This window comes from Pseudomonas sp. HLMP (genome assembly GCF_046365545.1).
Taxonomy (GTDB): domain Bacteria; phylum Pseudomonadota; class Gammaproteobacteria; order Pseudomonadales; family Pseudomonadaceae; genus Aquipseudomonas; species Aquipseudomonas guariconensis_B.
In genome coordinates this window covers 1,925,677-1,937,340 of sequence record NZ_JBDLLR010000001.1, presented here as the reverse complement: position 1 = coordinate 1,937,340, position 11,664 = coordinate 1,925,677, and the positions used below count along the sequence as shown (strand labels likewise).

The 11,664-nt window shown below is 63.3% G+C and carries 9 protein-coding genes; 7 read left to right on the top strand and 2 right to left on the bottom strand.

The genetic code is table 11. From position 1 onward, the window contains the following. Window positions 1-195: 195 nt before the first annotated feature. A complete protein-coding gene (locus tag ABFA30_RS09110; RefSeq protein WP_225788170.1) occupies window positions 196-2,460 on the top strand; it encodes a putative bifunctional diguanylate cyclase/phosphodiesterase in 2,265 nt (754 codons plus the stop codon). Here ABFA30_RS09110 and ABFA30_RS09105 read toward each other — a convergent pair. After that, the gene (locus ABFA30_RS09105; protein ID WP_225788169.1) at window positions 2,360-3,247 is read right to left on the bottom strand and encodes an NAD(P)-dependent oxidoreductase; all 888 of its coding nucleotides are present in this window, start codon (window positions 3,245-3,247) and stop codon (window positions 2,360-2,362) included. The two genes, ABFA30_RS09110 and ABFA30_RS09105, sit on opposite strands and share 101 nt — an antisense overlap. Before the next feature lie 196 nt (window positions 3,248-3,443). Between ABFA30_RS09105 and ABFA30_RS09100 the strand changes: the two genes are divergently transcribed. Continuing rightward, window positions 3,444-5,627, top strand: coding sequence for a hypothetical protein (locus tag ABFA30_RS09100; RefSeq protein WP_225788168.1), 2,184 nt, complete (start codon window positions 3,444-3,446; stop codon window positions 5,625-5,627). 152 nt (window positions 5,628-5,779) lie between these two features. Here the strand turns inward: ABFA30_RS09100 and ABFA30_RS09095 are convergent, their stop codons facing one another. Next, window positions 5,780-6,085, bottom strand: coding sequence for a DUF2288 domain-containing protein (locus ABFA30_RS09095; protein ID WP_225788167.1), 306 nt, complete (start codon window positions 6,083-6,085; stop codon window positions 5,780-5,782). A gap of 360 nt (window positions 6,086-6,445) precedes the next feature. Between ABFA30_RS09095 and ABFA30_RS09090 the strand changes: the two genes are divergently transcribed. The 5 genes from ABFA30_RS09090 (at window position 6,446) to ABFA30_RS09070 (ending at window position 11,431) form a co-directional block, all read left to right on the top strand. After that, window positions 6,446-7,564, top strand: a complete 1,119-nt coding sequence (locus tag ABFA30_RS09090) for a branched-chain amino acid ABC transporter substrate-binding protein (protein WP_368816456.1) — start codon at window positions 6,446-6,448, stop codon at window positions 7,562-7,564. 224 nt (window positions 7,565-7,788) lie between these two features. Next, window positions 7,789-8,712 (top strand): high-affinity branched-chain amino acid ABC transporter permease LivH, encoded by a 924-nt coding sequence (livH, locus tag ABFA30_RS09085; RefSeq protein WP_225788165.1) that lies wholly within the window; start codon window positions 7,789-7,791, stop codon window positions 8,710-8,712. Beyond that, window positions 8,709-9,965: a high-affinity branched-chain amino acid ABC transporter permease LivM gene (locus ABFA30_RS09080; RefSeq protein ID WP_225788164.1), complete on the top strand. Its 1,257-nt coding sequence runs from the start codon at window positions 8,709-8,711 to the stop codon at window positions 9,963-9,965. The genes livH and ABFA30_RS09080 overlap by 4 nt, the downstream gene beginning before the upstream one ends. Next, window positions 9,962-10,729 (top strand): high-affinity branched-chain amino acid ABC transporter ATP-binding protein LivG, encoded by a 768-nt coding sequence (gene livG, locus ABFA30_RS09075; RefSeq protein ID WP_225788163.1) that lies wholly within the window; start codon window positions 9,962-9,964, stop codon window positions 10,727-10,729. The genes ABFA30_RS09080 and livG overlap by 4 nt, the downstream gene beginning before the upstream one ends. After that, window positions 10,730-11,431, top strand: a complete 702-nt coding sequence (locus ABFA30_RS09070) for an ABC transporter ATP-binding protein (protein WP_225788162.1) — start codon at window positions 10,730-10,732, stop codon at window positions 11,429-11,431. It abuts the gene before it with no gap. Window positions 11,432-11,664: the final 233 nt, after the last annotated feature.

Here is an 11,664-nt window from a genome sequence, read left to right as displayed (position 1 = left end):
TGGCGATGGGCACGAAGCGGCCTCATGGAATTTCCCACCGCCCTTAGATCTCCCCGCTATCAAGCCAATATCCAAATGATTGAAATCAAAGTGCCATCAATCAGGAAGGCTTAATCACCCGTTCCTATACTGCTGCTCAACGGTCTCCGTGAGGACTTCCTGGAGACGCGCGAGAACTCGACGAAGAGGCAAGCAATGGAATGGCTGGGACTGCAATTGTTCGCCGAGCTGCCGACCAGCGGACAGATCGTTCTCGACTGCCGTCATGAACCTTTCATGGTCGTGCTCGCCTATGCGGTGGCCTGCGCGGCATGCTTCGCCACCCTCGACATGGCCGAACGCCAATGCCACAGCGAAGACGACGCCGCGCGCCGGCAATGGCGCATGCTCGGCGCCTGCTGCCTGGCCGGCGGTATCTGGGCCATGCACTTCATCAGCATGCTGGCGTTCCAGGCGCCCCTGGAGATCCACTACGACGTGCCCTTGACCGGGCTGTCGCTGCTGATCGCTCTGCTCGCCGCCTGGCTGGCGATGAACACCCTCGACCGCAGCGCGATGCGCCCGCGCCACTACCTGCAGGCCGCACTGTTCATCGGGCTGGGCATCACCCTGATGCACTATGTCGGCATGGCCGCGCTGCAGGCCAGTGCCCAGCAGTATTACCAGGCCGGCCTGGTAGTGGCGTCCCTGGGCATCGCCATCGCCACCAGCCTGCTGGCCCTGTTGATGGCCCGCTACTTCAGCAATGGCGCCGGCACCCTGCACCTGGTGCTGAAGTACGGCGCCAGCCTGCTGATGGCCGCCGGCATCGTGGCCACCCATTTCACCGGCATGGCCGCGATGACCCTGGTGATCCCGGCCGACACCGCCCTGCGCCTGCCCTCGGTGGACAACAGCCTGCAACTGGGGCTGACCCTCGCCTCGATCACCTTGCTGATCTGTGGCGGCAGCATCAGCGCGGCGCTGTCGGACAAGAAGCTGCAAAGCAAGGAACGCGACCTGCGCCGGGTCAACGTGCTGCTCAGCCAGCTCGACCAGGCCCGAGTCTCGCTGCAGCAGGCCGCCCACTACGATGCCCTGACCAACCTGGTCAACCGCCGAGGCTTCAACCAGGTATTCGCCGAACGTCTGGTGGAACACAGTGCCAACGACGGCATGCTGGCCGTCATGTTCCTCGACATCGATCACTTCAAGCGGATCAACGACAGCCTCGGCCATGCCGCCGGCGACGAGTTGCTCAAGGTGATCGCCGACCACATCAAGGCCGCCACCCGCAACCAGGACCTGGTGGCGCGTTTCGGTGGCGACGAATTCTGCATCGTCACCAGCCTCAACAGCCGCGACGAAGCACGCCACCTGGCCCAGCGCATCATGCAACGGATGAAAGAGCCAATCGACCTGGGCGGGCGGCGCATGGTCATGACCACCAGCATCGGCATCAGCATCTTCCCCGATGACGGCCGCACCGCCGAAGAACTGCTCAAGAACGCCGACCTGGCGCTGTACCAGTCCAAGGGCTGCGGGCGCAACAGCCTGAACTTCTTCGACAACGGCCTGAAGACCCGCGCCACCCTGGAGCTGCAACTGGAGGAAGAGCTGCGCCTGGCCCTGCTCGAAGAATGCGGCCTGTGCGTGCACTACCAGCCGATCTTCGACCTGCACAACGGCCAGGTGGCCAAGCTCGAAGCCCTGGTGCGCTGGCAGCATCCGCAACATGGGCTGCTCGCCCCCGACCGTTTCATCGGTATCGCCGAGACCAACGGCCTGATCGTCGACCTTGATCTATGGGTGCTGCGCCGCGCCTGCGAAGACCTGGCCCGGCTCAACCGCCACGGCTATGGCGCGCTCAAGGTCACGGTCAATTGCTCGGCAGTGACCCTGGGGCGCGAGGAGTTGGCCAGCGAGGTGGAGATGGCGCTGTTCCAGGCCGGCCTGACACCTCGCCAACTGGAACTGGAAGTCACCGAGAATGCCCTGATGGGCGATATCCAGCGCACCGTCAGCCTGCTCAAGCGTATCCGCGCCCAGGGCGTGGCCCTGTCGATCGACGACTTCGGTACCGGCTATTCATCGCTGGCCTACCTCAAGCGCCTGCCCCTGGACGTGCTGAAGATCGATCGCTCGTTCATCCAGGACGTGCCGGGTAGCCAGAAGGACCGCGAGATCGTCCAGGCGATCATCATCATGGCCCATACCCTGCACCTGCAGGTGGTCTGCGAAGGCGTCGAGACCGTGGAGCAGCACGAGTTCCTCGCCGCCCACGGCTGCGACTTCCTCCAGGGCTACCTGCTCAGCCGCCCGGTGCCACTGGCCGAGCTACGCCCGATCCTCGAACGGCTCGACCGCCAGGACAGCGACTTCAGCCCTTGTTGCGATACAGTTCTACCAGGGTCGCTGGATCTTTTTGCAGATAGCCCTGGCTACCGTGCAAGCGCATCAATTGCGCGGCGAGGCCACTGAGCGGCGTTGCCGAGCCCTGCTCGCGCGAGAACTTCACTGCAGTATCCAGGTCCTTGAGCAATGTGCGCACGTGCCACTTGATCGGCTCGAAACGGCTCTCGGCCATCTGTGGCGCGAGGATCTGCAACGGCTTGGAGTCGGCGAAACCGCCTGCCAGGGCCTCGGCGATCAGCCGCGCATCGACCCCGGACTGCTCGGCCAGGGCCACCACCTCGGCGATCACCAGGGCATTGCAGGCCACGATCATCTGGTTGCAGGCCTTGGTCACTTGGCCCGCACCGATGCCCCCCATGTGGGTCACCCGCTGGCCCAGGGTCAGCAGCACCGGGCGCGCCCGCGCCAGGTCCTCGGCCTCGCCGCCGACCATGATCGCCAGGGTGCCGGCCTCGGCGCCGGGGGTGCCACCCGATACCGGCGCATCCAGCCAGGCCATGCCGCACAGTGCCGCCAGCTCGGCGGCCATCTCGCGGGTGGCGGTCGGCTCCAGGCTGGAGAAGTCCACCAGCAACTGGCCACTGCGCCCGCCCTGGGCCACGCCCTGCTCGCCGAACACCACCTCGCGCACCACCGCCGTATCGGCCAGGCACAGCAGCACCATGTCCGTGTCACGGCACAGCTCGGCGGGGCTGGCGGCCAGGCGCGCGCCGGCGGCAACCAGTTCGGCGCACTTCTGCGGGCTACGGTTCCAGACCGTCAGCGGGTAGCCCGCGGCCAGCAGGCGCCGGCACATCGGCAGGCCCATCAGGCCGATTCCGGCGAATCCCAGCGAAGGCAATGCAGTACTCATGAGCAACTCCAGGCAGATGATTAAAGAAGCAGGGCAATCGGGCGATGCACTGCGAAGGCGACAAGACAACTCATGGGATATAAGGCAAACCCCTATCGCCTACGTGAAAGGCGCACTGATACAGTCGCGAAATTTCCCAATGATGGCCAGATGACATACCTGTCGACGGCCCACCACCCAAGGCGAATGGCGCACTATGACCTCTACCAACACTTCTGCCAATGCGCTGCCCGAGTCGTCGATCCCCTCTTCCTCGCCGGCCGCGCTGTCCCCGCGGGACCTGCAGCCCACGCGCCTGCTGCCGACGCAACAATACCTCTACTACACCGAGCAGGACATCCAGCGCATCCTCGACAACCTCGACGGCCTGCGCGACCTGGTGTTCCCGCAGAACCTGCACGTCGAGGACGAAAGCCAGCTACGCCTCGAACAGCAGTTCCCCTCGGTGTGCCTGATCGGCCTGGGCCGCTGCGGCTCGAACATCGCCCTGGACGTGGCAGAACTGGTCTACAACGCCCGCACCTTCTTCCTCAACGAGTTCAACAACGAGGAGCGCAACAAGGGCGAGGCCGGCTACAGCCCGGCACGCTGGATCCGCCAGAACCTGCGCCTGGTGCAGAACAAGGTGGCGAAGCCGGTATTCCTGGTCGAGCCGCTGGTGATGCTGGGCGACCTGGACAAGGACATCGCCGGGCGCATCCGCTTCTCGCGCAAGGGCGAGCGCGGGGGCTTCCTGCGCGACTACAGCAAGATGAAGATCATGGACCTGTCCGAGGTCCACGCCGGCGGTGCCGGCAATGCGCCGATCCTCGGCCAGTACCTGGCCAAGATCATCCTCAACAAGGACACCCAGCGCTTCTCCAGCAGCGACTGGAAGCTGATCCACTCGTACCTGATCGACTCCTGCGGTATCAAGGCCAACCAGTCGCGTCTGTATTTCTACATCTTCAGCGCCGGTGGCGGCACTGGCTCGGGCATGGCCTCGGAGTTCGGCCTGGCCCAGCAGTACTCGTACATGAACAAAACCTTCGACACCAAGCCGGCCGACGAGAATGACGGCAAGAGCGGGCATTCGTTCGTCTTCGAGCCGATCTTCACCAGCGGCATCTGCGTACTGCCGAACGTTTCCGACCATCGCAGCGAGATGTCCGAAGCCCTGCACATCAACGCCGGGCGCTTGCTGTGCAAGTACCTCTCGGAAGAGTGGGACTTCTCGTACAACTTCGACAACGAAGACAGCAGCGAAGCCAGCGTCATGGGCCGCATCCGCCCGTGGAACGCGATGATGCTGATTTCCAACGACATCATGCGCTACGCCGAGGAGAACGACGACGGCACGATCCAGAACATCGACGTCAACGCCATGGAGAAGCACGCCAACCAGTACATCTCCCAGCAGATCTTCAACATCCTCACGGCCCAGGCGGTGACCACCGACTACGACCAGAACTACTTCCGCCGTGCCGGCATCGATATCGGCGAGACCATTCGCCTGGATGCCAACGACCTGTTCATGAGCCTGGCCGGCCCGGTGGCCATCGCCTATGCCGAATCGGTGGTGCCGGAGCAGCCTGTGCCCGGTTCGGACAAGTTCAAGGTGTTCGAGAAGGAAAACCCGCGACTGGACATCGACGACCTGTTCCTGCGCTCCATCGACCTGCCGCACTTCAACAAGCAGACCCAGGCCATCGAAGGCATCAGCCTGCTGCCGATCGAGTCACGCCGCTACCGCGCGGCCCTGGAGCAGTACCAGGCTTCGGGCTACGACGCGGCGGCGCTGCATGACCTGCACTTTTTCAAGAACTGCTCGTCGGTGGTGTCGATCGTTTCGCTGCCCAAGGACTACAAGCTGTCGTACATGGACCTGAACCGGCTCAAGACGCACCTCAACAGCCTGTTCCCCAACACCACCCTCAAGCGCTACGCCCTGGTGATCGGCGCCTCGGCCAACCTCTCGCTGACCACCCTGATCGCCAAGAGCCCGTGCCTGTCGGACGACTTCCTGACCTTGATCGTGGCCTTCATCAAGCGCTGCTTCGCCCGCAACCCGTATCGCTTCGACGACACCCTGGACAACGCCATCCTCGAGTTCATCACCAGCGAGCAGTTCGACGAGGCACGCATCGACGAGTTGCTCAACGAGTTCGAGAACCCGGCGAAGATCCTCGACACCAACTGGTATGCGATCAAGCCGATGTACGAGAAGAAGTACCGCGAACTGATCAATGACAAGAGCCGCTTCGTCTCGATCAACGACATCCGCCTGTCGCGCGACTGCGTGAAGAAGGCGGTGAAGTACCTGCGCGAGATCTTCCGCCACCGGATCGGCAAGACGCGGGTGATCTCGCTGAACAACCATACCGGGCGGGTCGACTACTGACGGCGCGAAGCGGCCCCCATTACGCATACCGTAAACTGTTACCGCGCAGCCGAATCACTCACCCGACTGTTACCAACATCCACCCCACCTGAACGTCGATACGCACCAGCACGGAAGACCTGTGCGTTTTCACGCACCAAAAAAGCGCAGCCTCACTGCGCTTTCTTCTCTTGCATCACCACGAATGGCGAAACCACCACCGCCCAGATCTGCGGATCGCGGTTCTGCAGGTCTAGCGCCTGCTGCGCAGTGACCGGGGCGACAGTGCCATCGTTACGCCACTTGGCGAAGATCTCGCTGCGATTCTCGGCCATCGCCTCGGCAACGGCGATCAGGTCCAGGCTCGGGTCGACCCAAATCAGGTCACCCTTGGCCCAGAAACGCTCCAGTGCCTTCCACTCGATGATTGCCGTCTCGCCGAGCAATTTGGCATAGAGGGTGCTTGCTTGATCAGTCATGGGTTCCTACCAGCAGAAAAACGGCCAATGAAAAGGCCGGCATTTTTGCAGAAAAACCCGGTTTCAAATATGTAATTTGGTCGATTGGCCCCGAACTTGTGGGGTGGGGCCAGGGATGCAGGCAAAGTAATGGCGCTTTTCTGTATCTTTGTGTCGACCAGGCGACACCCCGGGAAACAGACGCTTTTCGCCCGCTTTTCAAGCGCTTGGACAGCGCTCTACACTGTACCGGTACAGTTCCGGGACACGTTCCGGGGGAAGGTGGGCTTGCGACATGGCGTGGCCATGCCGGCGTTCCCGCCCGATCTGTAGCCCTGGCCGCCAGGACTATAAGAATTACAACAGAATGAGTGGAGCACTATGATCAAGATTTCCAAGCTGTTCGCCGCAATGGTCCTGGCCGGGGTCGCCAGCCATTCGTTTGCCGCCGACACCATCAAGATCGGTATCGCCGGTCCCAAGACCGGTCCGGTCACCCAGTACGGCGACATGCAGTTCATCGGCGCCAAACAAGCCATCGAGGACATCAACGCCAAGGGCGGCGTCGACGGCAAGATGCTCGAGGCCAAGGAATACGACGACGCGTGCGACCCGAAACAGGCCGTCGCGGTCGCCAACAAGGTGGTCAACGATGGCGTCAAGTTCGTGGTCGGCCACCTGTGCTCCAGCTCCACCCAGCCTGCGTCCGACATCTACGAAGACGAAGGCGTGATCATGATCACCCCAGCCGCCACCAGCCCGGAAATCACCGCCCGTGGCTACAAGCTGGTGTTCCGCACCATCGGCCTGGACAGCGCCCAGGGCCCGGCCGCCGGCAACTACATCGCCGACCACGTCAAGCCGAAGGTCGTCGCGGTCCTGCACGACAAGCAGCAGTACGGCGAAGGCATCGCCACCGCGGTCAAGCAGACCCTCGAAGGCAAGGGCGTCAAGGTCGCCGTCTTCGAAGGCCTGAACGCCGGTGACAAGGACTTCTCCTCGATCATCCAGAAGCTCAAGCAGAACAACGTCGACTTCGTCTACTACGGCGGCTACCACCCAGAGCTGGGCCTGATCCTGCGCCAGTCGAAGGAAAAAGGCCTGAACGCCAAGTTCATGGGCCCGGAAGGCGTGGGCAACGACTCCATCTCGCAGATCGCCCAGAGCGCCTCCGAAGGCCTGCTGGTGACTCTGCCCAAGTCCTTCGACGCGGATCCTGCGAACAAGGCGATCGTCGACGCCATCAAGGGTGACGGCAAGGATCCGAGCGGTCCGTTCGTGTTCCCGGCCTACTCCGCCGTCCAGGTGATCGCCGATGGCATCAAGGCCGCCGGCACCAGCGACGACGCCGAGAAAGTCGCCGAGGAAATCCACAAGGGCACCTTCCACACCCCGACCGGCGACCTGTCGTTCGACGAGAAAGGCGACCTGAAGGACTTCAAGTTCGTGGTCTACGAATGGCACTTCGGCAAGCCGAAGACCGAAGTCTCCCCTCAGTAACAGCGTGACTAGCTAACTGGAAGCCCACTGTGTGAGCAGTGGGCTTTGTTTTACGAGGTTCATGGGCCCGATTCCCGCGATCCGGGAGGGGGTTCACCTGAAAATCTTAAAACCGTCACCCGCGGTTCCCTGGCCGTGCCCGCCCTCGTTGCCAACGCCTACGAGGCGAGCCGGGTTCATCACCCGCCAGCGAAATGCTAATCAGGTTTTTAGGAGCGCTGTAAATGCCTGAGATCTACCATTTCTTCCAACAACTGGTTAATGGATTGACCATCGGCAGCACCTACGCCTTGATCGCCATCGGCTACACGATGGTGTACGGCATCATCGGCATGATCAACTTCGCCCATGGCGAGGTGTACATGATCGGTTCCTACGTGGCCTTCATCGCCCTGGCGGGCCTGGCCATGATGGGCATCGACTCGCTGCCGCTGCTGATGGCCGTGGCGTTCATCGCCACCATGGTCGTGACCAGTGCCTATGGCTATAGCATCGAACGGGTCGCCTACCGGCCGTTGCGCAACAGCAACCGCCTGATCCCGCTGATCTCCGCCATCGGCATGTCGATCTTCCTGCAGAACACCGTCCTGCTGTCGCAGGACTCCAAGGACAAGTCCATCCCCAACCTGATCCCGGGCTCCTTCTCCTTCGGGCCGGGCGGCGCGCAAGAGGTGCTGGTGTCCTACATGCAGATCCTGGTCTTCGTGGTCACCCTCGTGGCCATGACCTGCCTGACCCTGTTCATCTCCCGTTCCCGTCTGGGTCGCGCCTGCCGCGCCTGCGCCGAGGACCTCAAGATGGCCAACCTGCTGGGCATCAACACCAACAACATCATCGCCTTGACCTTCGTCATCGGTGCCGCCCTGGCGGCGGTGGCGGCCGTACTGCTGAGCATGCAGTACGGGGTGATCAACCCCAACGCCGGCTTCCTGGTGGGCCTGAAGGCCTTCACCGCGGCGGTACTGGGCGGCATCGGCAGCATCCCGGGCGCCATGCTCGGCGGGCTGGTGCTGGGCGTGGCGGAAGCCTTCGGCGCCGACATCTTCGGCGACCAGTACAAGGACGTGGTGGCGTTCGGCCTGTTGGTTCTCGTCTTGCTGTTCCGGCCGACCGGCATCCTGGGCCGTCCGGAGGTTGAAAAAGTATGAACAGACATCTCAAACAGGCGCTGTTCAGCGCCGCCCTGGTCTGGGCCGTGGCCTTCCCGGTGCTGGGCCTGAAACTCAGCATCGACGGCATCCGGCTGGTGGTCCACAGCCAGGGCCCGTTCACCCTCACGGTCATCACCGTCTGCTCGGTACTGATGTTCCTGCGCGTGCTGTTCGACAAGCAATGGAACTCGATGATGCGCGGGCGCTCCGAGCGCAAGCTGATCCCGCCAGCCGTCAGCAACTACCTGACCCTGCCCAAGACCCAGCGCTGGGTGATCCTGGGCCTGATCGTGGTGGCGCTGGTCTGGCCGTTCTTCGGCTCGCGTGGCGCGGTCGACATCGCCACCCTGATCCTGATCTACGTGTTGCTGGGCCTGGGCCTGAACATCGTGGTGGGCCTTGCCGGCCTGCTCGACCTGGGCTACGTCGGCTTCTACGCCGTCGGCGCCTACAGCTACGCCCTGCTGTCGCACTACTACGGCCTGAGCTTCTGGGTGTGCCTGCCGATCGCCGGCCTGATGGCGGCCATCTTCGGCTTCCTGCTGGGCTTCCCGGTGCTGCGCCTGCGCGGTGACTACCTGGCGATCGTGACCCTGGGCTTCGGCGAGATCATCCGCCTGTTCCTGCGCAACCTCACCAGCCTCACGGGCGGCCCCAACGGCATCAGCAACATCGACAAGCCGACCTTCTTCGGCCTGACCTTCGAACGCCGCGCCGCCGAGGGGATGCAGACCTTCCACGAGTTCTTCGGCCTGCCGTACAACTCGATCAACAAGGTCATCTTCCTCTACCTGGTAGCCCTGCTGCTGGCGTTGCTGGCGCTGTTCGTCATCAACCGCCTGCTGCGCATGCCGATCGGCCGCGCCTGGGAAGCCCTGCGCGAGGACGAGATCGCCTGCCGTGCCCTGGGCCTGAACCCGACCGTGATCAAGCTGTCGGCCTTCACCCTGGGTGCCTGCTTCGCCGGTTTCGCCGGCAGCTTCTTCGCCGCTCGCCAAGGGCTGGTGACACCGGAGTCGTTCACCTTCATCGAGTCGGCGATCATCCTCGCCATCGTCGTCCTCGGCGGCATGGGTTCGCAGTTGGGCGTGATACTCGCGGCCATCGTGATGATCCTGTTGCCGGAGCTGATGCGTGAGTTCAGCGAGTACCGCATGCTGATGTTCGGCGCGATGATGGTGTTGATGATGATCTGGCGTCCGCAAGGCCTGCTGCCTATGCAACGTCCACACATGGAGCTGCGTCGATGAGCCGCGAAATTCTGCAAGTCAGCGGCCTGAGCATGCGCTTCGGCGGCTTGTTGGCGGTCAATGGCGTGGGCCTGACCGTCAAGGAAAAACAGGTGGTGGCGCTGATCGGCCCGAACGGCGCCGGCAAGACCACCGTGTTCAACTGCCTGACCGGCTTCTACAAGCCCACTGGCGGCACCATCCTGCTCGATGGCCAGCCGATCCAGGGCCTGGCCGGCCACCAGATCGCCCGCAAGGGCGTGGTGCGGACCTTCCAGAACGTACGCCTGTTCAAGGAAATGACCGCGCTGGAAAACCTGCTGATCGCCCAGCACCGGCACCTGAACACCAACTTCTTCGCCGGCCTGCTCAAGACCCCGAGCTTCCGCCGCAGCGAGAAGGAGGCCATGGAACGGGCCCAGTACTGGCTGGAGAAGGTCAACCTGACCGCCTTCGCCAACCGTACCGCCGGTACCCTGGCCTACGGCCAGCAGCGTCGCCTGGAGATCGCCCGCTGCATGATGACCCAGCCCCGGATCATCATGCTCGACGAGCCGGCCGCTGGCCTCAACCCCCGGGAAACCGAGGACCTCAAGGCCCTGATCAGCTACCTTCGCGAGTCGCACAACGTGACGGTGCTGCTGATCGAGCACGACATGAAGCTGGTGATGAGCATTTCCGACCACATCGTGGTGATCAACCAGGGCACGCCCCTGGCCGACGGCACGCCGGAGGAGATCCGCGGCAACCCTGATGTGATCAAGGCCTACCTGGGGGAGGCGTAAATGCTGAAGTTCGAGAACGTTTCCACCTTCTACGGCAAGATCCAGGCGCTGCACAGCGTCAACGTGGAGATCAACCAGGGCGAGATCGTCACCCTGATCGGCGCCAACGGCGCCGGCAAGTCGACCCTGCTGATGACCCTCTGCGGCTCGCCCCAGGCACACAGCGGCAGCATCACGTACCTGGGCGAGGAGCTGGTCGGCCAGCCTTCCTCGCACATCATGCGCAAGAGCATCGCCGTGGTCCCGGAGGGCCGCCGCGTGTTCGCCCGCCTGACCGTGGAGGAGAACCTGGCCATGGGCGGCTTCTTCACCAGCAAGGGCGACTACCAGGAGCAGTTGGACAGGGTCCTGCAACTGTTCCCGCGCCTGAAGGAGCGCTATGTGCAGCGTGGCGGCACCATGTCCGGCGGCGAGCAGCAGATGCTGGCCATCGGCCGGGCGCTGATGAGCAAGCCCAAGCTGCTGCTGCTCGACGAGCCGTCGCTGGGCCTGGCGCCGATCATCATCCAGCAGATCTTCGACATCATCGAGCAGTTGCGCCGCGATGGCGTGACCGTGTTCCTGGTGGAGCAGAACGCCAACCAGGCGTTGAAGATCGCCGACCGCGCCTACGTGCTGGAGAACGGCCACGTGGTCATGCAGGGCACCGGCGAGGCGTTGCTCAGCGACCCGAAGGTGCGCGACGCCTACCTGGGCGGTTGATCGTCATGGTGTGGAAAAGGGCCTTCGGGCCAACGCCTGTCAGTTAAGCGGCGCTTTGTCATATTTGGGGCTGCCTCGCAGCCCATCGCCGGCAAGCCGGCTTCCCACAGGGACCGCGTCGACCACACATGATGCGGTTTGCACGGGCCATGTGGGAGCTTGCCGGCGATGGGGCGCGAAGCGGCCCCAAATGGCAATTGGGGCTTCGCCCGGCCCACCAGACCGCTGCCAAC

Coding starts and splice junctions, on each gene's coding strand:
- ABFA30_RS09110 (WP_225788170.1), top strand. CDS start 196: ATGGAATGGCTGGGACTGCAATTGTTCGCCGAGCTGCCGACCAGCGGA.
- ABFA30_RS09105 (WP_225788169.1), bottom strand. CDS start 3,247: ATGAGTACTGCATTGCCTTCGCTGGGATTCGCCGGAATCGGCCTGATG.
- ABFA30_RS09100 (WP_225788168.1), top strand. CDS start 3,444: ATGACCTCTACCAACACTTCTGCCAATGCGCTGCCCGAGTCGTCGATC.
- ABFA30_RS09095 (WP_225788167.1), bottom strand. CDS start 6,085: ATGACTGATCAAGCAAGCACCCTCTATGCCAAATTGCTCGGCGAGACG.
- ABFA30_RS09090 (WP_368816456.1), top strand. CDS start 6,446: ATGATCAAGATTTCCAAGCTGTTCGCCGCAATGGTCCTGGCCGGGGTC.
- livH (WP_225788165.1), top strand. CDS start 7,789: ATGCCTGAGATCTACCATTTCTTCCAACAACTGGTTAATGGATTGACC.
- ABFA30_RS09080 (WP_225788164.1), top strand. CDS start 8,709: ATGAACAGACATCTCAAACAGGCGCTGTTCAGCGCCGCCCTGGTCTGG.
- livG (WP_225788163.1), top strand. CDS start 9,962: ATGAGCCGCGAAATTCTGCAAGTCAGCGGCCTGAGCATGCGCTTCGGC.
- ABFA30_RS09070 (WP_225788162.1), top strand. CDS start 10,730: ATGCTGAAGTTCGAGAACGTTTCCACCTTCTACGGCAAGATCCAGGCG.